Origin of the sequence: Pseudomonas sp. efr-133-TYG-23, from assembly GCF_030209215.1 — a bacterium.
GTDB lineage: Bacteria > Pseudomonadota > Gammaproteobacteria > Pseudomonadales > Pseudomonadaceae > Aquipseudomonas > Aquipseudomonas rhodesiae.
Genome location: NZ_JARVSL010000010.1, coordinates 1 through 25,252 on the forward strand (window position 1 = coordinate 1; position 25,252 = coordinate 25,252).

A 25,252-nucleotide genomic window follows, 5' to 3' on the forward strand; every position below is an offset into this window, starting at 1 on the left:
CATCGCCTGGAATGGCTATCAAAGGTGCGAGGGGGCTTGCCCCCGATAGCGGTGCATCAGCTAAAAAATACACAGGCTGACACTCCGCCATCGGGGGCTTGCCCTCTCCCACCTTTAGATCAGTTGCTTACATTTACATCAGCGCAAGGCGCGACGTAGGACCTTGCCCACGGTGGTCTTGGGCAGTTCGGTGGTGCGGAATTCCACGTAACGCGGCACTTTGTAGCCGGTCAGGTATTCCCGGCAGTGGGCAAGGATTTGCTCCTGGGTCAGGCTCGGATCCTTGCGCACCACGACAATCTTGACCTTCTCTCCGGTCACGCCGTCTTCCACGCCAATCGCCGCCACTTCGGCCACGCCGGGGTGCAGGGCCACCACGTCTTCGATTTCGTTGGGGTACACGTTGAAGCCCGAGACCAGGATCATGTCTTTTTTACGATCCACCAGGCGGATATAGCCGCGCTCGTCCATCACGCCGATGTCGCCGGTGGCCAGCCAGCCCTCGGCGTCCAGCACTTCGGCGGTTTCCTTGGGGCGCTTCCAGTAGCCCTGCATCACCTGTGGGCCGCGTACTTGCAGCTCACCCTGCTCGCCGATGTCAGCCACTTCGCCGTCCTCGCGCATAAAACGCACCCAGGTGGAAGGCAACGGCACGCCGATGCTGCCGGTGAATTCCATCTCGCGCATGCGCGAAATATCGATGGGGCTGATGCTCACTACCGGCGAACACTCGGTCAGGCCGTAGCCTTCGATGATCGGCAGCCCGGTGACTTCCTTCCAGCGCTTGGCGACTGCGGTGTGCGTGGCCATGCCGCCGGCGATGACCATGCGCAGATCGGAGAAGTCCCGCGCGCAGAATTCCGGGTTCTCCAGCAACCCGTTGAACAGCGTGTTGACCCCGGCGATGCCGTTGAAGCGCTCCTTGCGCAGGATCATCTGCACTCGCTTCACGTCCCGTGGGTTGGCGATCAGGATATTACGCCCGCCCAGGCACATGAACATCAGGCAGTTCACCGTCAGGGAAAAGATGTGGTACAGCGGCAGCAAGGTCACGTTGGTTTCCTGCTTGTCCTGATCCAACTGGTCCCCGACCCACGCCTTGGCCTGCAACAGGTTGGCGATGATGTTGCGATGGCTGAGCATCACGCCCTTGGCATCCCCCGTGGTGCCGCCGGTGTATTGCAGAAACGCCAGATCATCCAGTTGCATGACCACCGGCTGCGGGTAAAGCGCCCGGCCCTGTTTCAACGCTTGATTGAAGCGCACCGAGCCGCGCAGGCTGAAGGCCGGAACCTGCTTTTGCACGGAGCGCAGGATGAAGTTCATCGCCGCGCCCTTGAAGGTGCCGAGCAGGTCGCCGATGGCGGCGATTACCACGCGTTTGACGCTGCTGCCTTCGATGACTTTTTCCAGGGTGTGGGCGAAATTTTCGAAGATCACCACAGTTTCGGCGCCGCTGTCCTTGAGCAAATGTTTGAGCTCATGGGCGGTGTACAACGGGTTGACGTTGACCACCACCGCCCCCGCCAGGATGGTGCCGAGCAAACAGATCGGGTACTGCAAGCAATTGGGCATCATCAGCGCCACGCGGTCGCCGCGCTGCACGCCCTGTTCCTGCAGCCAGGCAGCGAACGCAAAGCCTTGTACCTGCCAGTCGGCGTAGGTCATTTCGGTGCCGATGCTGACGTAGGCGACACGCTCGCGGAATTTTTCCAGGTGTTCCAGGAACACCTCCCGCAGCGACGGGTAGTCCTCGATGCCGGCGTCGATATCCGCCGGAACGCCGGGCAGATAAGCGTCCAACCAGATGCGTTCGCGTTGTTCCAGGCTGATAGCGTTCATGGCAGTCTCCTTGTTGTTGTTTTTGACAGCGCTATTTTTCGACGATGGCGGTAATGCCCAGCCCGCCGGCGGCGCAGATTGAAATCAGGCCACGACCGCCGCCGCGTTCATGGATCGCCTTGGCCAGCGCCGCCAACTGCCGGCCGCCGGTAGCGGCGAACGGGTGACCGCAGCCGAGGGAGCCGCCGTTGACATTCATCTTGGCCCGCTCGATTGCTCCCAGCGGTGCCGCCAAGCCTAGCCGCTCGCGGCAGTAGTCGGGGTCTTCCCAGGCTTTGAGCGTACACAGCACCTGAGCGGCAAACGCCTCATGGATCTCGAAGAAATCGAAGTCGGCAAAACTCAAGCCTTCACGTTGCAACATGCGCGGCACCGCGTAGGCCGGCGCCATCAGCAAGCCTTCGCTGCCGTCGACAAAATTCACCGCCGCCGTCTCGCCGGTGCGCAGGTAGGCCAGCACCGGCCAACCGTGCTCGGCCGCCCAGGCTTCGCTGGCCAGCAGCACCACCGAGGCCCCATCGGTGAGCGGCGTGGAATTGCCGGCGGTAAGCGTGCCGTTCTGGCGGTCATAGGCGGGGGACAAGCCGGCGAGTTTTTCCAGGCTGGCGTCGGCACGCAGGTTGTTATCCCGGGCCAGGCCACGATGGGGGCTGATCAGGTCGTCGAAGAAACCGCGCTGGTACGCCGCTGCCAGGCGCTGGTGACTGGTAAGGGTCAGTTCGTCCTGGGCCAGGCGTTTGATCTGCCAGCGCTTGGCCATTTCTTCGCAGTGCTCGCCCATGGACAGGCCGGTGCGCGGCTCACCGTTGCGCGGCAGCAGCGGCTTGAAGAACATCGATGGGCGCACCTTGAGCAGCGCCTTGAGCTTGTCGCCCAAGCCCTTGGCGCGGTTGGCCGCCAGCAAGGTGTGACGCAGGGACTCGTTGATGCCGATGGGTGCGTCGGAGGTGGTGTCGGCGCCCCCCGCGACACCCACTTCGATCTGGCCAAGGGCGATTTTATTGGCCACCAGCAACGCCGCTTCCAGCCCCGTGCCGCAGGCTTGCTGCACGTCGTAGGCCGGGGTTTCGGGCGACAACGTGGTAGACAGCAACGACTCGCGCGCCAGGTTGAAATCCCGTGAATGCTTGATCACCGCACCGGCGGCGAACTCGCCCAGGCGCTGGCCGTGCAGGTTGTAGCGGTCTACCAGGCCCTGCAGCGCCGCCACCAGCAAATCCTGGTTGCTGTCGTGGGCGTACACGGTGTTGGAACGGGCGAACGGAATACGATTGCCGCCGATGATCGCCACGCGACGGGTCGGCGCCGGGTTAAAGCTGTAGTGACTCATTGAAGGTTCTCATAGATGGACAGCAGACCGCGCAGATGGGGCTGGTCGCCCGCACCGTTGCGCACTTCGAAGGCGCGACGCGGGCCGCTGGCGGGTAAGTTCCACAGCGCAACCTGGCCGGGCAACAGGATCGGCAACTTGAATTCGCACTGCACCTCGGCGCGCTCCAGGCCACCCGGCGGTTGCTGGGCGGCGAGCGCGCGGCCCAAGGTCCACATGCCGTGGGCGATGGCGCGGCGAAAACCGAACAGTCTGGCGCCGATCACCGAGGTGTGGATCGGGTTGAAGTCCCCGGAGACTTTGGCAAACCGTCGCCCCAGGTCGGCCGGCAACAGCCACTTCTGAGTGCGTACCAAACTGTCTGAAGGCAGCGCCAGCGCTTCGTCCCAAGGCGCGCCGACCGGATCGGCCACGCCCCGGCGCAGATACAGACTGTCGCCCTCCCACACCAGTGCGCCAGCGCTATAGGCACGGGTGGCGATGCTCAGCGCCTGGCCCTTGGGGTGCGCGACCCAGCGTCCGGCATACACTTCCAGCCGCAACGCCTGGCCTTCCTGCAAGCGCTGATGCTGCCGGATACGGTTGGCCAAGTGCACCATGCCACTGGCCGGGTACGGAAAACTGGGGCGGGTCAACAGCATCAAGTGCAAAGGAAAAGCCAGCACATGGGGATAGGTCAACGGCACGCCCTGCTCACGGCGAAAGCCGCAGGCGCGGCCATACGCGGCGATACCCTCAGCCGACAGCTCCACCGCCGGGCGCACCAGGCGCGCCTTGGGCAGCAGCGGCGCGCCGTCGAGCTTGGGTTTGCGCAGTGCGCGCACACCATGCAGCAGCAGTCGCGTGCGTGACGGCGGCGGGTCGATGATCTGCGTCAGGTCGTCCATGGCATCAGGCTCCCAACAGGCTTTGGCCGCACACGCGCACCACTTGGCCGTTAACCCCGCCCGACGCCGGATGGGCCAGCCAGGCAATGGTTTCGGCCACGTCGATCGGCTGCCCGCCCTGGGACAGCGAATTCATGCGCCGCCCCGCTTCGCGGATCATCAACGGAATGCGGGCAGTCATCTGCGTCTCGATAAAGCCCGGCGCCACGGCATTGACCGTAACCTGCTGGGTCGCCGCCCGTGGTGCCAGCCCTTGCACCAGGCCGATCACCCCGGCCTTGGAAGTGGCGTAGTTGCTTTGCCCGAGGTTGCCGGCGATGCCGGAAATCGACGACACGCACACAATGCGCCCGCCGGGATTCAGGCCCTGGCCGTCCAGCAACGCATTGCTCAGGCACAGCGGCGCTTGCAGGTTGACCGCCAGCACGCTGTGCCACGCCGCTTCGCTCATCTTGGCGATGGTTTTATCGCGGGTGATCCCGGCGTTATGCACCACCACATCGAAGGCACCGTACTGGCTGACATGGGCCTGCAACGATGAGGCGGCGTCGGGCGCGGTGATATCCAGCGGCAATGCCGAACCGTTCACTGAGTCGGCGGCCTGTTGCAACGCAGCCTGGGCCTGGGGCACGTCCACGCACACCACGTGCGCGCCGTCGCGAGCCAGTACTTGAGCGATCGCCAGGCCGATGCCGCGGGACGCGCCGGTGACCAACGCACGGCGGCCAGCGAAGGGTTTGTCCCAATTGACCGTGACGTGACCGTCCACCGGGGCTTCCACGCGCACCACCTGCCCTGACACATAGGCCGAACGGCGTGACAGAAAAAACCGCAGGCTGCTGTCCAGCGCGTCTTCAGCCCCCGGCGCAACGTACAGCAACTGCACGGTGATGGCCCGGCGCAGTTCCTTGGCCAAGGACCGCACCAGACCTTCGAGGGCGCGCTGGGCGACGGCTTGGGGCAGGTCCGCGCAGTGCTCCGGCGCCGTGCCGAGCACCACCACCCGCGCGTGCTGGCCGAGGCGTTTGGCGTTGCAGTGGAAGAACGCGTACAGCTCGTCGAGTTGTTCCAGGTTGGCCACGCCGCTGGCATCGAACACCGCGCCCTGCACCTTGACCGTGGAGGGCGCCTTGAGCGTCGCTGCAGTGGCGGCCACCGTGTCGGTGGCGCTGAAGATCCGTTGCACCTGGGCGGTCAGGCGCCCTGCCCCGGCGACGATCACCGGATTGACCAGGCCCTGCTGGCCACTGCGATGGCGCTGCAGCGGCAAGGGCTGGGGCAAGCCCACCGCCTGGGCCAGGCGACGGCCCCAGGGGGAATTGACGAAGGTTAGGTAGCTGTCACTCATATCAGCAATCACTCTCAACACATTCTGACCGTGTAAACCCGATCCAATGCGGGAAGGGCTTGCTCCCGATAGCGATCTAGCCGTCACCGGCTCATTGGCTGAACCACCGCTATCGGGGGCGAGCCCCCTCCTACACTGACCGGGGTTTTCTTAGTTGACCGAGGCATTTTCGCCCTGGGTCGTACGACGCTTGGCGACCGGTTCCAGCGCCTGCTTGCGTTGCTGCAACGCCTCCAACAATCCGAAGTCCTGAGGGAAGTCATCCACCTGGATGCCGTGATCGGCGTATTCCACATAGCGGGCGAGCAAGGTGTCTTCGTCGTCGCTGATCAAGTCCAGGGCCCGGGCCTTGACGCGCCAGGCGGTAAACGCAGTGGTCGACACCGGCAGCGGTTCGAGCAGGCCCTGCTTGATCGCCGGCTTCAGGCGCGCTTCGATCAGCTCGACCTGGGGCAGCAAACGGAAACCCAGTTCGCCGTAGGCCAGCTTGTCGATTTCCGGGCGCGGGATGTAGGAATCGGCCAGCAAGCGGTCGCGGGTGGCGCCGGGGGTCTGCACCGCATCGGCGACGTCGGCTAACAAGCGGTCCGACGGTTTGCGCAAGGGCAGACCGAACGGAAAACTCAAGGCCCGCACCACACGCGCGACGGTTTTGGAGGGGTAATTGTCGAGCACTTCGTCCAGGGCTTCATGGGCGCGCAGCAACGCGTCCTGGGCCGACCAATGCACCAGCGGCAGGTCCGCCTGGGGCCGGCCATCGTCCTCAAAGCGTTTAAGCACGCAGGACAAGATGTACAACTGCGACAGCACATCCCCCAGGCGCCCGGTGAGGCTTTCCTTGCGTTTGAGCGCACCGCCCAGCACGCCCATGGAGATATCCGAGATCAACGCCAACACCACCGACAGCCGGTTGGCCTGGCGGTAGTAGGACGCCAGCGCCGGTTCAGTCTTGGCCGGTGCGGCAATCAGCTTGCCACCGGTCAGTGCATGCACCGCCGCGCGTACGGTATTGGCCAGCACAAAACTCACGTGGCCGAACATGGCGCTGTCGAAGGCCTCCAGGGCCTGACGCCGGTCCGGGTTGCGCGCCGCTTCCATCTCGCAGAACACATAGGGATGGCAACGGATCAGGCCTTGGCCAAAGATGATCAGGCAGCGCGTCATGATGTTCGCGCCTTCCACGGTGATGGCGATGGGGCTTTGCTGATAGGCGCGGGCCAGGAAGTTATTGGGGCCCATGCAGATGCCCTTGCCGGCGACGATGTCCATGCCGTCGTTGACGATCATCCGCGCCCGCTCGGTAACGTGGTACTTGGCGATGGCCGAGATCACCGAGGGTTTCTCACCAGCATCCAGGGACGCCACCGAGACTTTGCGCACCGCGTCGCAGGCATACAAATGCCCGGCCATGCGCGCCACCGGCGCCTGCACCCCTTCGAACTTGCCGATGGGCAGGCCGAACTGTTTACGCATGGCGGCGTAGGCCGTCGTGCCCCGTACCGCCACCTTGCCCAGGCCGACGTTGGCCGACGGCAGGGAAATCGCGCGGCCGGCGGCCAGGCATTCCATCAACATGCGCCAGCCATTGCCGACCTGCTCGCGGCCGCCGATCACCCAATCCAGTGGGATAAATACGTCTTTGCCGGTGGTCGGGCCGTTCTGGAACACCGCGTTAAGCGGCCAGTGCCGCCGGCCGCTGTTGACGCCGGGGTGGGAGGTGGGAATCAACGCACAGGTGATGCCCAGGGAGCCGGCCGCGCCGAGCAGGCCGTCAGGGTCTTCGGCGCGGAATGCCAGGCCCAGCACCGTGGCGATCGGGCCGAGGGTGATGTAGCGCTTGTCCCAGGTCACGCGAAAGCCCAACACCTCCTGCCCTTCATGCACGCCTTTGCAGACGATGCCGACATCGGGAATCGCCCCGGCATCGGAGCCGGCATAGGGGCTGGTCAGGGCGAAGCACGGGATGTCTTCGCCACGGGCCAGGCGCGGCAGGTAGTAATTGCGCTGCGCCTCGGTGCCGTAATGCAGCAGCAGTTCGGCCGGGCCCAGGGAGTTGGGCACCATCACCGAAATCGCCGCCGCCGAGCAACGGGTGGACAACTTCATCACCACTTGGGAATGGGCGTAATGGGAGAAGCCTTTGCCGCCGTATTGCTTGGGAATGATCATGCCGAGAAACCCGGCGCTCTTGGTGTACTGCCAGCCTTCGGGCGACATGTCCTGCCAGACCTGGGTGGTTTCCCAATCGTTGGCGATGTCGCACAGGGTTTCCACTTCGTTATCGAGAAACGCCTGTTCCTCGGCACTCAGGCTGGCCGGAGCGGCCTGTAACAGACGCTGCCAGTTGGGCTTTCCGCTGAATAGTTCGGCGTCCCACCACACCGTGCCGGACTCGATGGCTGCGCGCTCGGTATCAGACATGGCCGGCATGATCGTACGAAACAGGCCGAGGGCTTTGCTGGTCAACAACGCGCGGCGCAGGGGCTTGATCGTCATCAGCAGCGCGGGCGCCACCACCAGCAGCGCCGCGACCGTGACGCCAACGCCGGCGACCACGGAAAACAGGTAACCGCATGCCAGCCACACCAGGCTGACCCCCAACCACTGGGCCGCCGCCGCTTGTCGATACGCCAGGGCAAGCGCCGCTACGAAACCCGCCAATAACCAGATAACCATGGGATACCTCTACTCGATTCAGGGCACGGCACCTACGCAGCTCGCTCAAACGCGACAGCGGCGTAACGCCACACTACAAACTGGGAAACACAAATTCAAATTTTGTTTTGAAATTTTTATTTAATGCTCGAGCCAAAAAAATAGCGGCTGAGCGGGCTCAGCCGGATTGTCGGAAAAAGGGTCGAACGAGGCAGCCAGATGCGCTGACTGCCCTGACCGATCAGCTTCGAATCAGAACGCGTACGTGGCCGACACACTCACTACATCACCCGACGACTCGGCTTTACCGTCCAGACGCGCGCCGCCCAGGCGATCAACGTTTTGAGTCTTGAGCTTGACCTCCTGAACGAACTGGTGGGAATACGCCAAGTCCAGGCTCAAGCCTTTGACGGCTTTGACGTCGTAACCGGCGCCCAAGGACAGGAACGTACGGTCGCCGTCGGGGATCCGCGGGTCGCGCGTCGAGTTGCGGGTGGGTGTCTGGTCAAGGGCCACCCCGGCGCGCAGGGTCAATTCATCGGTCAACCGATAGTCACCGCCCAAGGAATACATCCACGTGTTCTTGTAGTTGTAGGGAATGGAGACAACGGTGGTGCCTGCGGATTCGAGGGTCAGGTCCTTGAACGATGACCACTCGGTCCAAGTGACGCTTGCGCCCATGGTGAAGCGGTCACTGAACTGATGCACCCAGTCCAGGCCCGCTGTGGCGGGAATGTCCAATTGCACGCTGGCATGGGCACCGTTCGGGTACAACTCAAGCCCTGGATAGGCGGTATTGACCAGCGTACCGGTGCCGCCAAACGGGCTCGGCTGGGTCATCAGGTTGTTGGAGAACTGATCGGCACGGACAGTGTACTTGCCGGTCATCTTGTTCTTGATCTTGGCGTGGTAGTTCAGGCCCAGCGTGTCGCGGTCGGTGGGTTTCCACACGATACCGGTAAACCAGCCGGTCGAAATATTGTCGACCTTCACCCGCATCAGGGCGGTGCCCACATCCGACGGGAAGTTGATGCCGCCCAGCACCGAATCGGACACGGCGGCGGCGGACAGCAGGTCGACGTTCTGACTGACGAAGCCCTTGCTGTGCTGCACGATCAACCCGCCGCCAAGGGAGAACTGATCGTTGACCTTGAAGGACAAGGAGCCTGTGAGCCCCACCGTTTCGATTTTGGTGTCCACGGCAAAGTCGCGCAGTTTGGAGTTTTCATCCCAGGTGGAACGCATGCCTTGTGGGACGACCTGGCTCAAGCCAAACGCGAACCGGTCCCCAAGGGGCATAACCATAAAGCCGGTGGGTAACCAGGCGGTAAAACCGCCCTCGCCGCCGTCGTTGTTATTCTGCGTGGTCGCAGCCACGTCAGGGAAACCGTTGGCGTCCAACGGTGTGCTGGAAATCGGGTTGCCGGCGTAGTCGAAGGCATCACCCTTGTACTTGATCTTGATGCGCGCGTAGTCGACGGTGAGTTGCGCCACATTGCGGTCGACGAAGGCCATGGCGGCCGGGTTGTTATACGCCGAGCTGGGATCGTTTTTAAACAGCGAACCGCCGGCAAAGGCCCGGCCCCAGCCTGGTGCGCCATAGGTGGGTGTTGAAAAACCGCCGGCCTGAACAGGTGCGGTCATCACCACGCCGCCTATCAATGCCAGCCCCAGCAAAACCTGCATCTGTTGTTTCTTATTATTCATGCGGCACTCCTTATTATTATCGCTCTGAGCCGGCGCTGCCGGTTCGTCTTGCTGCCTGGCCCTGCTTGAACCGGCGCCCGGTCAGGGCGCCGGTTTTTTTACGGGTGATCAGCCCTTCGTTCTCAACCGACCATCAAGGCACGATGGTCAGCGCTGGGCTTGGGGTGACGCTCAGACTGACGACGGTGCAGCTGCCGCTCAGGGTCTGGTTGGCCGCCGTCAGCACCCCACCGCTGTAACCCACGGCGATGGTGGACGGGCCGCAATTGGAAGCCGGGTACAGAACCGAGGCAGCGATGGTGTAGCCGACGTTGGTTACTGAACCCGCCGACGGGCCGGTGGCGGTCAGGGTCCAAGGCAGCCCGGTGATTTTCGGCAAGGCGCAGAGCCCGCCACCGGTGACCGCTACGCCGGTGATTTTGGCAACGCCAGTGGCGTCGACATTCCCGGTGAAAGTGGCACCGCAGTTAACGGTGGCCTGGAACGAAGAAGGTGATTTCACCGAAATCGTGCCTGGCGCGGTGAAGCTGGTATTGACCGGAGCGATGCTATAGGCATTCGCCATCGACGCAGCACCCATGCAGACAGCCAAAGCAGACAACGATACGAGGGTTTTCAAGCTTTTCATTGTTTTTCCTCACATGTTATGGCGAATTCATTTCGCCAGGGGGTAATGGCCATGAACGAGAGGTCACGGTGAAACTGCAGAACTTCCCTTTCCAGCCAAATCTCAATGTAATTACCGCTATTAACCTGTGTTGCTATTCAACGACTTTGAAGTTAGGCGGCATCTTGATCGACACCGTTTTAATCTTGCAGTCTTCGCCAATCGGCACATTGGCCGCTTCCAACTTGCCGGTGGCGTTATCCCAGGTGCCGTCGGCGGTAGAAGGGCCGCACTTACCGCCCAGGCCGAAAGCATGTACGTCGACACTGATTTTCGACATAGACCCACTGCGGCTGTCTTTAGCCACCAATACCCACGGCAAGTTAATCGCTTCGACCCGGCTGCACTTGAGGCCGCCGTCGAATTCGACTTTGTCGACATTGACCGATGAACCATCGGCCGCCACTTTTCCCGCCACTTTGATGGTGCAATCGGCGCTGATCAGCGCGCCCTTGGAAAAACTGATGGGCCCCTGAGCCGTAAAGGCGCTACCGGCCGGCTCGATACGGGCAGCCTGGGCCTGGTGGTAGGCGATCAGGCCCAACGCGGCCAGTACGACATGGGCAGTGAATTTGGTATGTGCTTGCATGATGGACGTCCTTCCCTTTAATTGTTTTTGTTCGGGTCAAACACAACTTGCTGACAACTTGAGCGGTAAATCGAGGGCGACAAAACCCCCACGCTGGATATATCTGGCGCCGTTAACGCTCGCTTTAATCACATTAGAACGGGGTCGCGTTATTCCCGTATTTTTCCAGGTACTTCAAACGCTGTGACGGCTGCAAATTGGTCAGGGTGATATCCCCGGCATAATGCTTGAGTACCCGATGGTCCATGCGTCGGCGCCACAAGTACGGCACATAAGCCCAGACAATCATGCTCGCATAACCGTAGGGAAGTTGCGGCGACTCATCGAAATGACGCAGCGACTGGTAACTGCGTGTGGGGTTGGCATGGTGATCGGAATGTCGCTGCAACTGGAACAGAAAGATATTGGTGACAATCCGATTGCTGTTCCAAGAGTGCCGTGGCGAGCAGCGCTCATAACGACCGTTGGGCAACTTCTGACGTTTAAGGCCGTAGTGTTCGACGTAGTTCACCACTTCCAGCAGCGAGAATCCGTAGATGCCCTGGATAATCAAGAATGGAATCACCGCGGCACCCAGCCAGGCGATCATCGCGCCCCACAGCACCACGCTGTACATCCAGGCACTGAGCACGCCGTTTTTCCAGTGCCAGGCCGGCAGGCCCAGTTTGCGCAGGCGTTCACGCTCCAGGTTCCACGCCGAGCGTGCGCTGAACCACACCGAGCGCGGCAGGAAGGCCCAGAAACTCTCGCCCAGACGCGAGCTGGCCGGGTCTTCCGGGGTGGCCACGCGGACGTGATGGCCACGGTTGTGTTCGGTGTAAAAGTGCCCGTAAAAGGTCGGCGCCAGGGTGACCTTGGCCAGGAACACTTCCAGGGGTTTGGGTTTGTGCCCCAGCTCATGGGCGGTGTTGATCGCGATGCCGGTGGCGGCGCCGGTCGACATGGCCATGCCCAGGTAAGTGAACCAGCTCGGTTCGCCATGCAATTGCGTGCGGGCGGTGACGTAAGTGGCCAGCTGGGACATCCAGTTAGCCGGGTCGAGATGGGCTGTGGCCCGAATCAGCCCGCCGTCGATGATCCAGGCGATACCGCCCGCAGCGAGCCAGCCGGTGATCACCACCGAGGCGATGACGAACAGCACGCCGGTGTAGACGATCCAGCGGTAATAGCGTTGGGATTCGAGGTGGCCGACGGCGGATTCCGGCGGGTTGCTGACGTCTTCGCCGAGCAGGCCGTCGATCAGCGGGATCAGGCCGAAGATCACCAGCACCCCGACCCACCACAGTTGCTGGATGCCGGTGCTGATCGCCAATGCCCCGGACAACAGCGGTGTGGCCAGGGGCATGATGCCCAGCCACCACAGGTGGCGTTTACCGTCGGCCCATACGGTCGGTGCTGTAAGGGTCTGGTTCATGGCAGCCTCCGGGCGACACGCGCCGACAGAGGGGCACACACCAGGTGCAGGGAGCGCAAAAGGCTGCGGGAACATAAACGGGCGTCAAAAGGCGTTTTTTTCATTGTTATTCGCTCTTAGGCACTTCAAAAAATTCATTTCAAAATAAATATTGAAATATTTTTTTTAAATAGATAGCGCGGAATCGTTAGGTCGTCAACTACTTTGTCGAGGGCTTTTTGATGTGACTGCGCAGTCTGTTTTTCTGCTCGGCAGTCAGGTCTCTAAAACAACCTTTTGCCTCGCCCTCGCCCACGACCCACCTCACGATTATTTATTCGTCAGCGCAACGGGCGGGGGTAGATGCGCGACGTTTTGCAGCGGCCGCACACGCTTGGCCACCTGCTGCACCAGCTCCACCACCCGCGCCGTGGCGGTAATCGGCAGCATGTGGCCGCGCCCCTCCACCAGTTGCAGTTTCAGGCCCGGCACCGCGTCGGCGAGGGCCTGACCGTGCTTGCGAAAGTCCAGCACGCGGTCCTGGGCGCCGTAGATCAGGCCAATGGGCAAGGTCAGGCGCGGGTAGCGCTTGACCATCTGCGGCAGGTCATCGTTGACCAGGGCAATTTCACTGGAGGCGGCATAGAAGTTGTTCGGCCGCATGCCTAGCAACCCCCCGCCGCGGGTGGCGAAATCGTCAGGGGCGGCGTCCGGCGCGAAGACGCCCTTGACCACCGTGCGGCGGGTCAACAGGCCAATGGGCACTGTCAGCGTGTGGGCGACCCAGCGGCGCAGCCAACCGGGACGTACCGCCAGTGACCAGAACACCAGCGGCAAAGTCGGTTGGGGATGAGTCAGCGGCGCCACCAGCACCAGGCCCGCTACCGTCTCAGGATGATCCAGGGCCAGCGCCAGCGAAATCGCACCGCCCAGTGAGTGCCCCAACACCAGGGGTTTGTCCAAGCTCAGCGTCTGCATAAACCTGGCAATCTGCCGCGCCTGCCCCGGCAAGTCGGCTGCGGTGCCTGCCTGGCGCGTGGAATAACCCGAGCCCGGACGATCAAGGGTGATCACCCGAAAGTGCTCGCGCAACTGCGCGGACAAGGCGTAGGTCAGGTTGCGACTGCTGCCCATCAGCCCGTGAATCATCACCAGCGGCGGGCCTTTGCCCTCGTCCCTATAGTGGAAGCGTTCGCCGTCGACCTCGACAACACACCCGTCGCGCGGCACCGCCGCTTCAATGCGCCGCGTCATCCAGGCGCTAAAGCCCCAGGCCAGCACACACGCCCCCACACCCGCAGCCACCACCCATTCCATCGTCATGCGCTCGGTCCTCTGCATTCCCTGCCGCCGCGCACCCCACCGGAATTGGTCGGGCTTCGGCCACCGTCCACACCCTGGACCCGAACCTCATGCACAGCGTGCGCGTCCGTCGGACAAATCGCACATTTGAGACAAGGACCTAGCGTAGGCGATATTTTCAGGTAGATTATTTAAAATCTTTTTTAAAATAATTAATTAAATTTTCCTTTGCAATGGCGTTCTCTCCACACGACAAAACAAAAACAGGAGCACCTGCGATGCCCACCAAGGACAGCCTATGAATGCCCACAGTGACTCGATCGACATCGCCATCATCGGCTCAGGCTTTGCCGGCCTGTGCATGGCCATCAAACTCAAGGAAGCCGGGGTTCGCGACTTCTTCGTCGCCGAACAGGCCGACAGCCTCGGCGGCACCTGGCGCGACAACCACTACCCCGGTTGCGCCTGCGATGTGCAGTCCCATGTTTATTCGTTTTCGTTTGCACCCAACCCGAACTGGACGCGGCAGTTCGCGCCGCAGGCGGAAATCCGCGCTTATCTGGAGCAGTGCGCCGCCCGTTTCGAGCTGGCGCCTTACCTGCGCTTCGGCATGGGGCTGACCCGTGCGGTATTCGACGAAGCACAGCAACGCTGGCAATTGAGTTTCAGCAATGGTCGCCAGGTGAGCGCACGGGTGTTGGTATCCGGGATGGGCGGCCTGTCGCGTCCGGCGCTGCCGGATATTCCGGGCCTGGACAGCTTCAAGGGCAAGCGCTTCCACTCCCAGCAGTGGGACCATGAATACGCGTTGAAAGGCAAGCGCGTGGCCGTGATCGGCACCGGCGCCAGTGCGATTCAATTCGTGCCGCAGATCGCTGCGCAGGTGGCCCACCTCGACCTGTTCCAACGCACCCCACCGTGGATCATGCCCAAGCCCGACCGCGCGATCTCGCCGTTCGAACGCTGGCTGTTCAAGCACCTGCCCTTCACCCAGCGCCTGGTGCGCGGCGCGTTTTACTGGGCGTTGGAAGGTCGCGTGGTGGGCTTTGCGCTGCACCCGCGGCTGATGAAGACGGTGCAACGCATCGCCCTGCGCCATCTGCATAAACAAGTGGTGCGCCCTTCCCTGCGCAAAACCCTCACCCCGAACTACACCATCGGCTGCAAGCGCGTGCTGATCTCCAACGACTATTACCCGGCCTTGTCGCGCAGCAATGTGGAGGTGGTGACCGAGGCCGTGCAGCGCATCGAGCCGGACGGGGTGATCACCGCCGACGGCATCAAGCACCCGGCCGATTGCTTGATCTTCGGCACCGGTTTCCAAGCCAGCGCCCCCCTGCCCCGTGGCTGCATCATTGGCCGCGACGGCGTGGACCTGATGGACACCTGGCGCGACGGCGCCCATGCCTATAAAGGCACCACGGTGCCGGGCTACCCGAATCTATTCCTGATCATCGGGCCCAACACCGGGTTGGGGCACAACTCGATGATCCTGATGATCGAGGCCCAAGTGGCCTACATCCTCGACGCGCTCAAGCAGATGCAACGCCAGCGCATTGCTACGGTGGAGGTCAAACCGTCGGTGGAGCAAGCCTATAACGCCCACCTGCAAGACAAACTCAAGCGCACCATCTGGAACACCGGCGGTTGTCAGAGCTGGTACCTGGACCCGCGCACCGGCAAAAACACCACGCTCTGGCCTGGCTCGACCTGGCGCTTCAAGCAGGTCACCCGCCAGTTCGCGCTCAAGGACTATGTAGCGGGCGTGGCGACGGCCAACGCCACGCCGCGCACAGTCGCGGTGGCCCACGCCAATATCGAAGGGAGCCTGTCATGAAGTCATTCAACGGTCGCGTCGCGGCCATTACCGGCGCCGCTTCCGGCATGGGGCGCGCCTTGGCCCTGGCCTTGGCTCGCGAAGGTTGCCACCTGGCGCTGGCGGATAAAAACGCTCAAGGCTTGGAGCACACCCAGGAATTGATCAAGACCTCCACCCTGTCGCCAGTGCGGGTTACCACCCAGGTGCTCGATGTGGCCGACCGCCAGGCCGTGGAGGACTGGGCCGCGCGCTGCGTGGACGAACATGGCCAGGTCAACCTGGTGTTCAACAATGCCGGCGTGGCGCTGTCGAGCACCGTGGAAGGCGTGGATTACGCGGACCTGGAGTGGATCGTCGGCATCAATTTCTGGGGCGTGGTCCACGGCACCAAGGCGTTCCTGCCGCACCTCAAGGCCAGCGGCGAGGGGCATGTGATCAACACCTCCAGCGTGTTCGGGCTGTTTGCCCAACCCGGCATGAGTGGCTACAACGCCACCAAGTTCGCCGTGCGCGGTTTTACCGAGGCGCTGCGCCAGGAACTCGATCTGCAACGCTGCGGCGTGTCGGCCACCTGTGTCCACCCCGGCGGCATCCGCACCGATATCTGTCGCAGCAGCCGCATCGACGCAAATATGACCGGCTTTCTGATCCACAGCGAGCAACAGGCCCGCGCCGACTTCGAAAAACTGTTTATCACTGATGCCGACCAGGCCGCCAAAGTGATCCTGCACGGCGTGCGCAAAAACAAGCGTCGCGTGTTGATCGGCCGCGACGCCTACGCCCTCGACCTGCTCGCCCGCTGCCTGCCGGCGGCCTATCAGGCGCTGGTGGTGTTCGCCAGCAAGCGCATGGCCCCCAAGCCGCGCACGCCGGTTTTCGAAACCAATGACGAGTCCCGTCTCTGAACAGGAGCACAGCCCATGCTACCCATCCGTCGCGATGTCCGTTTTGCCCTACCCGCCGAGCGCATCAAGGACTGGCACGCGCAAGGCCCGTTCGTTACGCACTTCTTCAACGCCCTGTCGCTGCTGTTTCCCCAGGGTGAGCTGTTTTTTATGGACAGCGTGCGCCACTACCGTCAGTGCATCGACGACCCGCTGCTGAAAAAGGAAATCCAGGGCTTTATCGGCCAGGAAGCCATGCACAGCCGCGAACATGTGGCCTATAACGATCTGCTGCAAGCGGCGGGCCTGCCGGCGCACACCCTCGACCGGCGCTTGAAATTCATCCTCGACTGGCAGAAAAAACACCTGCCGCCGGCCTTCAACCTGGCCGTGACCATCGCCCTGGAGCACTACACCGCCATGCTGGCCGAGATCCTGCTCAGCGACCCGTCGCGCTTCGGCCACTCTCTTAAGGGCTACCAGCAAATGTGGTACTGGCACGCCCTGGAAGAAACCGAGCACAAAGCGGTGGCGTTTGACGTGTGGAATACGGTGATCAAGCCTGGGCCCGCGCGCTACCTGCTGCGCACCGGGACCATGTTGACCACCACGCTGTTGTTCTGGCTGGTGGTGTTGGATTTTCACGTGCGCCTGCTGGTGGCCGATCGCAAGGCAGGAGACTTTTTCAAAGGTTTCTGGCGCATGCTCAAGTTTCTGTACGGCCCCAAAGGCGTATTCCCGCGCATGCTGGTGCCGTGGCTGCATTACTTCAAACCGGGCTTTCACCCATGGGATCACGACAACCGCGCGCATCTGGCCGGTATCGACGCGTTGGTCGAGGATATCGAACAGACCCGACGCCGCTACGAATCCGCCTAGGTCTGCGCCAGCGCCGCACGCTCGCGCACAAAGCCCTGCAATTGATCGCCCGGCAGCGCCTTGCTGAAATACCAGCCCTGGATAAACAGCTCGCTGCCGGTGTTCAGGAAGGCCAGTTGCTCGGCGGTCTCGACGCCTTCGACCACCACGCCCAGGTTCAGCGCTTCACAGAACCGCAGCATGCCCGTCAGGACCTGGGCGCCCTTGGGGTCGTGCTGGGCGACTACGAAACTGCGGTCGATCTTGATGAAGTCCACTGGAAACTGGTGAAGATAACTGAGGGCCGAAAACCCGGTGCCAAAATCATCGATGTACACCTTGGCGCCAATCGCCTGGAGTTTCTGAATGGTCTGGCGGGTGGCCTGGATATCGCTGACCAGGGCGTCTTCGGTGATTTCCACGGAAACCAACCCGTGAGCCTGGGCCAGAATGCCGACCAGGCGTTCGCCGTAGGCGGCATCGGTCAAGGTCGCACTGGAGATATTGATAGTCATGGGCAGCGTGAATCCGAGCTTTTGCCACTGCTGGTATTGGCGCACGGCTTGGGACGCTACCCACATATCCACGTCCGGCATCAACTGCGCCTGAGCCAGCCACTGCAGAAATTCCCAGGGCGAATGCACCGTCCCCTGGCCATCGCGGGCACGCATCAAGGCTTCGCAACCGGTGCACAGGCCGGTGCGCGTCGAGACTTGGGGTTGGAATTCCAGATAAAAATCATAGTCGCTGATCTGCTGGATGCGGCTCAGCTCATTGGCCTGGCGTGCCAGGGTCTTGTGGGAGGCCAGCACCGGGTCGAGCTCACGCAGCCGGCCTTTTTCTTCCAGGCCACGGAAGGTCATGTCCAGAGACTTGAGGTACACCGTGCCACCTTCACTGGCCTGGCGATGGATTGCCCGAACATACGGCGTGTAAACCAACGTACCCAGGCCCAGCAACGCCACCTGCAATCCGACCGCCGCCAGGTCGCCATGGGTGCTCAGATAAGCATTGAGCAGCACCGGCGAGGTGAACGGCACGCTGGCCACCGCCGGCGACACCCAGCCCATATGCACCACACTCAGGGCGAGCATCGCGTTCAAGGCAGGTACTAACAGAAACGGGATGAACAGCCGCGGGTTGAGGATAATCGGCAAGCCGAACAACAGTACCTCGCTGACGTTGAACAGCGACAACGGCAAACTCGCCATCGCCACCAGGCGCATGGACTGACTCTTGGAAAACAGCAGAATCGCCAGCAATAGGCACAACGCACTGCCAGAGCCACCGATAAAGGCAAAACTGCCGAGCAGACCGCTGTTCAACAGGTACTTGATCGGCTCGCCGGCCGCCAGTGCCGTGCCGTTGAGCACCACGGCCTGATCCAGCACATCGAACAGCGGCTGCATGGCGTACACGCCGTGAATCCCGAAGAACCACAGCAGCGAGTTCATCAACGTCACAAACAAGCCGCTGCCGTAAGGCGACTGCAGCGCATCCAGCACCTGCGGCCCCTGCAACTGCGCCACATAAGGCACCTGTAGCAGCAGAGACAGCACTATCACCAGAACCAGAGCGGTGATGGCGCCGGGCACCACCATATTGATGGTGCCGCGCAGGTTATGCCCTACCAGGTCCTCATTGACCAGACGGGTCCAACGATAACGGTGCAGCCAGGCCACTGCCGGCACGTTCAATAGCGGCGAGGCGATGGCGATAAACAACACAAAGGTCGCCGAGGCTCGGGGGAAGTCACGCAGGATGAACGTCGCCACCACCACATGAGCCAGGCACAGAAAGGCAACCGGCAACTGCGGTAGGCGATGCTGGATCGCCAACATGTAGCCAATGGACGCCGCCACCAGCAACGGGATGACCGAGCTGATCTGGTTATGCAGCCCAGCGAGGAACGCCACCACCGAGGGCTCAAACCCCAGTACCCGTGCCAACTCGGACAGAATCAAGAAACCGGCCGACACCAGCAGGCAGGGCAGAATCCACAACAACCCTTCGCGGATCGCCCGTAATGACTCAGTGCTGGCCAATGCGGCCAGGCGCTGGGTGAAGAAAAGTTTGGAGAGCGTTTGCACCATGACCCATCCCTCTGCCCATCGCATACGCCCTTTAAGGCAGGGCCCCGGAAACACGGGCTAACGCTACACGTCCTGGCATCGGGAGCGAAAGAGATTTGAAGGCTGGGCCTGCAATTTTATTGGCTGGCTGTCGCAGCATCGGTAAGTTTTCGCTGACGATTTATTGAACTTTCGGACAGGCAAAATTCCTAATCTTTCTTGAACGGGTACTATTGCCGGCTTTTGAGGCGTTATGGGCAGCCCGGTGAGGTCTCAGGCTGAGGTGCCCGTTCAGGGAACAGCGCCTGAGTGGTATCAGGTACCAAGGAGGTAAGCTCGAAATGCAACATAAGTTGTCGAATGCGATGCGCCCACTGCTGCTTAACGCAGCGTTGTGGTTAAGCGGTGTAGCGCTGCTGTTTTTGATCAAAGATGTCATCGAAGAGGTTTCGGGCCCCATTGGCGGAACCTGGATTGACCTGACGCTGGTACTGACAGCTTACTTGCTGTTCTTTATTCTCGATCCACTGCAATCCCGGGTGAACCGACACTTGCGCAAACGTGCCCGGCGCAGAAAGGCGCATCTGGAGGCGGGCTCCCGTGCTTGAATCCGGCCCCGGCGATAGTCACCGATTAGCCCTCGAACGCTTTCAGGCAGCGCACCCGACGTTGGTCGCCGAGCTGGACGGGTTGAATCCTCTGGCCGCCCGTGCCAGAGGCGAAACCCTGGCCGAATACCGCGCCGAACGTTTGCACGAGGCCTTCGAAGCCGAAGCCGAGCGCCTGGGCCTGTTTGCCTGGGAGCTGACGCTCAAGCTCACCAGTGACTCTCCCGAAGCGTTCGAAGCCCAGCGCCTGGAAGTGCACAAGGAAGTGGCGCAGATGGCGGGCATGAGTTGGGCCGATTACTGCCAGTTGCACGACCTGCCCGGTTAAAGCCGTCACTACACGAACCAGCACCGTCTGACGCCGGCCATGGCCTCGCGCAGCTGTGCCACCGTGACCTTTCGCTGCTCCGGCGTCCAATGCAAGGCCGAGCGCAACGCTGGCCAACACCGCCTGGGTAAGCCGCGCGGTCGGGGCAGCGGCTGGTCGGGCTGACGTGGCGCCGAGCGGCGGCCCTGGGCGAGTTCATAGACGACACACGCCGCGCCGTACAGGTCAGCCAAGGTCGACAGTTCCCCACCCGTCATCAGCTCCGGTGCCGCGTACGCAGGCGTCCAGGCATTCAGACGGCTACGGCTCAAACCAGGCAACCCCGCCGCTTCCTGTGCCTTGCCGTGGCCCAGGCCGAAATCGAACAGGCGCAACCCCTCGTCGCCCAACAGGATATTCGCCGGTTTTACATCGCCATGCAGAACGCCCTGCCGGTGGGCGTAGCTCAAGGCATCTAACAACTGCAGCGCCAGAGGCTGCAGTTCGCTCCACGGCAAACCCTCCGGACACTCCAACAGCAGGCGATCGAGGGTCACTCCCTGCAACAGCTCCATGGTGAAGAACGCCACTTCACGGACGGTGTCGACGTCGAAGGCGAACATCCGCACGACATGCTCATGTCGCAGGCTGCGGGTCAGGGCGAATTCGCTGTACAGCAACACATGACCATCCGGGGACTGGGCCAATGGCTCGCCCAGCAGTTTCAGGGCGACCCAAGCGTTGGCGTCGCCGAACGCCTCATGCAACAGGTCGCGAGCCCGATAGACCACGCCCATGCCGCCGGAACCCAATACGCGCTCAAGCTGATAACGCCCTGCCAGCACATCAGTCGGCCCCACCCCGGCGGTCATGGCTGAACCACCACGGCCGTCAAGTCATCCGCTGCCGGCCCACGCAGCACCTCGGTGAACAGCCGATCCACCACCTGACCGGGTGCGCCCCTACTCAGCGCGCGTCCCAAGGCGTCAAGGCCGAGGCCCTGATACAAACCATCGCTGCAAAGCAAAAACACATCGCCAGGACGAGTACACAGCTCCAACACCTCCAACATCAGCGGTTGCCGCCCGCCCAGCGCAGGGGTCAGAGACCTCGCTGCCGGGTGGGACTGCGCCTGTTGCCGGGTCAAGCGTTGCGTGTCCATCAGTTGCTGCTGCAAGGAATGGTCTCGCGATAGCTGATACAAGCGCTGCCCGCGCCACAGGTAGCAACGGCTGTCCCCTGCCCAGATGCAGGCCGCCCGATTGCCCTCCAGCAACAACGCCACAACCGTGCTGCCCATGATTGCGTACGGCGCGCGTGCATTGAGGGGCAACGCTCGGCCCAGCCGGCTGTCCAGTACCCGCAGACAATGTCGCACGGCCTTGAGCCGCTGGTCGAAATTGCTCTGGCGCGGCAGCGCGGCAAGGCTGCTGATCACCCACTGGCTGGCCACATCACCGGCGCGATGCCCGCCCATCCCATCGGCCACGGCCCAGCAACCGTGTTGCGGGCAATCGAGAAATGCACCCTCATTGCGCGCACGCGTCCTGCCTCGCTCGGTGCGCCCGGCGCTGCGGCACGGGTCGCGCAGTTGGTTCACAGCTGCTCCGGCAGACGGAAAGTGCGCCATGCCGCCATCTGGAACGGGCCCGGGTGGCGTGCGCTGCTGAGCAGGAAGTTGGCGCGCAGCCCCGCAAGATCGGCCTTGAGTACCTGGGCATTGCGACCATTGGCGGGCTCGCTTTGCATCAGATCCAAGAAGCGGAAGAACGACCAGGGCCCGCTGTTTTTCTCGATACCGAACGGCCGCTGGGCGCCACGCTCCAGCACCAGACTGCTGCGGCCGTTGTCTGCCTCTTCAGGCCAATGGAACGTCGTCGGCACGATCGGACCGTGGCGGTACTCCAGTTGCTTATCGCCGATACGCAGGACCGCGCGACTAACCGTCGGGTCCAGGCTGTAGGGTGCCAGTGTGAAACGAACGGCCCATTCGCCCTGCTCCTCACTGAAAAAACCCAGGCGAATCAGTTGAGCTTTGGCCAGTTGCTCCAGGGACGAGCGCGACATCGGCAGGCTGCGGCCATCCAAGCCGCGCAGCCGGAAGCGGCTGCCTTCGGTGCTTACAAAAGGCTTCAGGTAGGTCTCGTAAAAACGCGCCATGGCGCCCCTTGGCTTGAAGAACTCCTGAAAATCCCCCAGCGCGACCTCGCCCGCGGCTTGCGCATTGAAGGGGTATCGACGCTGGATAGCCTTGGCGTAGAAGCCATAGACCTCACTCTGATAACGCTGATTGACGTGCACATACGCATCATCGAGCAGCAATCGCCAACTGTCGTCAGCGATAGCTTCGAGCCAGCCTTTGAGGGGCAGCGGCAGGCGCGCCGCTCTGTCGCGCAGTTGGCCTAACAGCGGCTGCTGTCCCTCCATGCGCTGCTTGACCAACTTGAACGCCGCCTGTTCCGTCGCCCCTTCGCGGTTCAGGGCGACCAATTGCAAGTGCCACTCGTGGAGCAGCCGCAAGGCCTGCAACCATTCGCCGTCGGGGTTGCGCTCGGCATCCAGCAACTGGTGCAAGGGCTCGAAGCGACGCAGCAACGCACGGCGAGCGGAGTCCGGCACCGCTTGCGCCTGGAGGCCGCTAAGCAACCCTGCGGCCGCCTCGCTCTGAGTCGAGGTACCGCGCTCGATGGCCTTCTGTACGCCACCAAGGCGCTCATGAGCCGTCGGAAAACGCGTGTGCTCATGCACCTGCTGCAACAAACGCACCAGCGGTGATTGCATCGAGGAGAGGCCCGCGAGTGTATCGACATGCTCTCGGAGGGTTTCGCTCGGTTCCAGACGGACGCGGCTCAAGGCACGGCTCCAAGTATCGGCGTACTCGCTGAAATAGCGTTGTTCCAGCTCCTGCATCAACTGCCGCATATCCATCGGACTAAGATCGCCGCCTTCACCGAGTACCCAGTTGTCCTGGACAATCCCATTGACCAGACGCTGGCCCTGCTTTTCAAAGTGCTGCACGTACTGTTGGGTAAAGAACCCCGGAATGAGGGGCTCGCCCACCGTCACCCCTGCCCCCTCCGCCAAGCGATAGGGTTCCAGATTGCGGGCCTGATCACGCAATACCCGATAGATCACACCCGCCAGCGACTCTCCGCGCAGGGCCTGGCGAGCCGCTGCCACCCGTTCGGCATTCAACGGCGATTCAAAAGATAGCCTAAGCAAATATGAGAAATGCGCGTTCAGCCTGTTCTGCGCCGAGCTATCCCCGCCATATAGCGCGGCCCACTGAGCCGCCACGCGCTCGGCCAGCCAGGTCGCGTCCCGACGCTCGGGCAAATTGAGCATCAGGTAGGCCCGCAGGTTGTCCATCAACTTTTCGCGGTCGTTCAGCGTGGCCTGCACCTGCGCTTCAAGCAACGCCGCGACCTCGGGCAATAATTGTTGGCGCAGCGCGTCCTCATAAGCCGTCACCAACACCGGGCGACTGCTCTCGCCCTGATACAGCCCAGCCCGTTCGACCCGGCGCGCATCCGTCACCGCGGGAAACACCTGGGTGGCAGCCAGCCGGCTGTCCAGCAGTGGCAGCAACGCCAGAGTGGCGTCCGAACCTGGTGTCGCCGGGGGTTGAGGCGCGATCAGCTGCGCCAGTTGCATCAGGCGCTGATGATTGGCCGAATAACTGTGCGTCCACAATGCCCCACTGCCGACCACAACCCCTGATGCCGCCAATATCAGCAAGCCCTGACGAAGATGGAGGCGACGTCGCTCCGAGGTCTGCAACCCCGCAAGGCCGGCCTCGGCAAAAATCACCTGTTTGAACAAACCTTGGACAAAATGGCCGCGCCTGTCAGCGGTTTCCGTACTCGTCAGATAGAACCCGCGCAGTCCAAAGATACGTTGGAAGCGATGAGCCGAAAACCCGGACTCCACGAACAGGCACAACCGCTCGGCGATTCGCGCGGCCTGCCGAGGAAAATCAAGCATGACGCCGCGCCGCTCGGCACTGCGCTCCTGGTGCAATCGCGGAATCAGCTCCGTGCCCAGACGCTTGAGCAAGGCTTCAAAGGCATCGCGTACCTGGGCCATCTCGGTACCGGTTTTACTGGCGGGCAAACGCTCTCCCAATACCGCTTGGGCGCTGTCCCCCTGAGGCGTATCGAAGAATTCGGCAAACCCCGGCAAGCGGTCAGCCTGGGTCAACACCAGATAAATCGGCACATCCATATGCAGCGTCTGGTGGATGTCCTGCAAGCGCGCATGCACATGACGGGCATGCAGATCCAAGTCGTGTTCGTTGCCGCCGAGCAAGGTGTCCACCGCCAGCGTCACCACCACGCCATTGAGCGGACGTGCCCGGCGCCGCGATTTGAGCAAGCCCAGCAACGTCGCCCAGCCTGCTTCGTCCACTTCACCATCGGGCTGCGTCAGATAGCGCCCGGCGCTTTCGACGATCACGGCCTCATCGGCCAGGAACCAATCAAAGTAGGCGGTCGTGCCTGAGGGTGGGTCGCTCCGGTCGAGCGGAAACCGCACGCCGCCGGCGGCCAACAACTGGCTTTTGCCACTGCCCTGTTCGCCGATCAGAAGGTACCAGGGCAAGTCATTGCGCCAACGTTCGCCATGCTCCCCATAACAGCGTGAGGTTTTCAGGGTTTGCAACGCCTCCTTGAAACGCCCGCGCACCTGCCGCCGCTCTTGGTCGATCAACACCTGACGTTGATGTCGCGCCTGGTGGTCCGGCCTGTCGAGCCATGCCGCGCGCCGCCCTCCCACTACCACCATCGCCAGGCCCCACAGCAGAAACAGCACGCTGATGCTCAGCAGACGTGCCGTGGCCCCTTGCCAGAATCGATAATCGTCCACCGCCAACAACGGCCCGAAACACCACACCAGCGCCGCCAGGCATAACACCAGCAGCAGGCTCCAGACCCAACTCTTGCGCAGCACTCTGCCCACGCCCGTGAAGAATGCGTTCATTGATTGC

At 62.3% G+C, this 25,252-nt stretch carries 19 protein-coding genes; 5 read left to right on the top strand and 14 right to left on the bottom strand.

Annotated elements, in window-relative coordinates; genetic code table 11:
• Positions 1 to 138: 138 nt before the first annotated feature.
• From QRN41_RS06165 to QRN41_RS06210, 10 genes are all read right to left on the bottom strand, one after another.
• Positions 139 to 1,842 (bottom strand): AMP-binding protein, encoded by a 1,704-nt coding sequence (locus QRN41_RS06165; protein ID WP_285421315.1) that lies wholly within the window; start codon positions 1,840 to 1,842, stop codon positions 139 to 141.
• A 31-nt stretch (positions 1,843 to 1,873) separates the two neighbouring features.
• Positions 1,874 to 3,172: an acetyl-CoA C-acetyltransferase gene (locus QRN41_RS06170; protein WP_285421316.1), complete on the bottom strand. Its 1,299-nt coding sequence runs from the start codon at positions 3,170 to 3,172 to the stop codon at positions 1,874 to 1,876.
• Positions 3,169 to 4,059: a MaoC/PaaZ C-terminal domain-containing protein gene (locus tag QRN41_RS06175; protein ID WP_285421317.1), complete on the bottom strand. Its 891-nt coding sequence runs from the start codon at positions 4,057 to 4,059 to the stop codon at positions 3,169 to 3,171. The genes QRN41_RS06170 and QRN41_RS06175 overlap by 4 nt, the downstream gene beginning before the upstream one ends.
• A 4-nt stretch (positions 4,060 to 4,063) precedes the next feature.
• The gene (locus tag QRN41_RS06180) at positions 4,064 to 5,407 is read right to left on the bottom strand and encodes a 3-oxoacyl-ACP reductase (protein ID WP_123479942.1); all 1,344 of its coding nucleotides are present in this window, start codon (positions 5,405 to 5,407) and stop codon (positions 4,064 to 4,066) included.
• A gap of 150 nt (positions 5,408 to 5,557) precedes the next feature.
• Complete coding sequence (locus QRN41_RS06185) at positions 5,558 to 8,083, bottom strand: acyl-CoA dehydrogenase (protein ID WP_285421318.1); 2,526 nt, start codon at positions 8,081 to 8,083, stop codon at positions 5,558 to 5,560.
• 231 nt (positions 8,084 to 8,314) lie between these two features.
• Positions 8,315 to 9,769 (bottom strand): outer membrane protein transport protein, encoded by a 1,455-nt coding sequence (locus QRN41_RS06190; protein ID WP_034138372.1) that lies wholly within the window; start codon positions 9,767 to 9,769, stop codon positions 8,315 to 8,317.
• Between the two features lie 133 nt (positions 9,770 to 9,902).
• On the bottom strand, positions 9,903 to 10,397 hold the full coding sequence (praB, locus tag QRN41_RS06195; RefSeq protein WP_034138373.1) for an alkane oxidation protein activator PraB: 495 nt from the start codon (positions 10,395 to 10,397) through the stop codon (positions 9,903 to 9,905).
• Positions 10,398 to 10,530: 133 nt separating this feature from the next.
• Complete coding sequence (gene praA, locus QRN41_RS06200) at positions 10,531 to 11,025, bottom strand: alkane oxidation protein activator PraA (RefSeq protein WP_167417705.1); 495 nt, start codon at positions 11,023 to 11,025, stop codon at positions 10,531 to 10,533.
• Between the two features lie 133 nt (positions 11,026 to 11,158).
• Entirely contained in the window at positions 11,159 to 12,439 is a 1,281-nt protein-coding gene (locus QRN41_RS06205; RefSeq protein WP_034113922.1) for an alkane 1-monooxygenase, read from the bottom strand.
• A 309-nt stretch (positions 12,440 to 12,748) separates the two neighbouring features.
• Positions 12,749 to 13,741, bottom strand: a complete 993-nt coding sequence (locus tag QRN41_RS06210) for an alpha/beta fold hydrolase (RefSeq protein WP_285421319.1) — start codon at positions 13,739 to 13,741, stop codon at positions 12,749 to 12,751.
• Between the two features lie 277 nt (positions 13,742 to 14,018).
• Here QRN41_RS06210 and QRN41_RS06215 point away from each other — a divergent pair, with 277 nt between their 5' ends.
• Genes QRN41_RS06215 through QRN41_RS06225 form a run of 3 tightly spaced genes read left to right on the top strand, consistent with a single transcriptional unit; the run spans position 14,019 to position 17,302 of the window.
• Positions 14,019 to 15,557 carry a flavin-containing monooxygenase gene (locus QRN41_RS06215; protein WP_285421320.1) on the top strand — a complete coding sequence of 513 codons (1,539 nt, stop codon included), beginning with the start codon at positions 14,019 to 14,021 and terminating at the stop codon, positions 15,555 to 15,557.
• Complete coding sequence (locus QRN41_RS06220; protein WP_034113925.1) at positions 15,554 to 16,444, top strand: SDR family NAD(P)-dependent oxidoreductase; 891 nt, start codon at positions 15,554 to 15,556, stop codon at positions 16,442 to 16,444. The genes QRN41_RS06215 and QRN41_RS06220 overlap by 4 nt, the downstream gene beginning before the upstream one ends.
• Before the next feature lie 15 nt (positions 16,445 to 16,459).
• A complete protein-coding gene (locus tag QRN41_RS06225; RefSeq protein ID WP_285421321.1) occupies positions 16,460 to 17,302 on the top strand; it encodes a metal-dependent hydrolase in 843 nt (280 codons plus the stop codon).
• Here the strand turns inward: QRN41_RS06225 and QRN41_RS06230 are convergent.
• Entirely contained in the window at positions 17,299 to 19,374 is a 2,076-nt protein-coding gene (locus tag QRN41_RS06230; RefSeq protein ID WP_285421322.1) for a PTS sugar transporter subunit IIC/EAL domain-containing protein, read from the bottom strand. The genes QRN41_RS06225 and QRN41_RS06230 overlap by 4 nt on opposite strands.
• A 320-nt stretch (positions 19,375 to 19,694) precedes the next feature.
• On the opposite strand from QRN41_RS06230, the gene QRN41_RS06235 reads away from it, so the two are divergent.
• Positions 19,695 to 19,961: a hypothetical protein gene (locus tag QRN41_RS06235; protein WP_034138379.1), complete on the top strand. Its 267-nt coding sequence runs from the start codon at positions 19,695 to 19,697 to the stop codon at positions 19,959 to 19,961.
• On the top strand, positions 19,954 to 20,289 hold the full coding sequence (locus tag QRN41_RS06240; protein ID WP_236218905.1) for a DUF6388 family protein: 336 nt from the start codon (positions 19,954 to 19,956) through the stop codon (positions 20,287 to 20,289). The genes QRN41_RS06235 and QRN41_RS06240 overlap by 8 nt, the downstream gene beginning before the upstream one ends.
• A gap of 8 nt (positions 20,290 to 20,297) precedes the next feature.
• Here the strand turns inward: QRN41_RS06240 and QRN41_RS06245 are convergent, their stop codons facing one another.
• The 3 genes from QRN41_RS06245 to tssM are packed head-to-tail and all read right to left on the bottom strand — an operon-like array spanning position 20,298 to position 25,245.
• The gene (locus tag QRN41_RS06245; protein WP_285421323.1) at positions 20,298 to 21,140 is read right to left on the bottom strand and encodes a serine/threonine-protein kinase; all 843 of its coding nucleotides are present in this window, start codon (positions 21,138 to 21,140) and stop codon (positions 20,298 to 20,300) included.
• Entirely contained in the window at positions 21,137 to 21,868 is a 732-nt protein-coding gene (locus tag QRN41_RS06250) for a PP2C family protein-serine/threonine phosphatase (RefSeq protein ID WP_285421324.1), read from the bottom strand. Before QRN41_RS06250 ends, QRN41_RS06245 begins: the two co-directional genes overlap by 4 nt.
• Positions 21,865 to 25,245, bottom strand: a complete 3,381-nt coding sequence (gene tssM / locus QRN41_RS06255) for a type VI secretion system membrane subunit TssM (RefSeq protein ID WP_285421325.1) — start codon at positions 25,243 to 25,245, stop codon at positions 21,865 to 21,867. The genes QRN41_RS06250 and tssM overlap by 4 nt, the downstream gene beginning before the upstream one ends.
• Between the last annotated feature and the right edge of the window lie 7 nt (positions 25,246 to 25,252).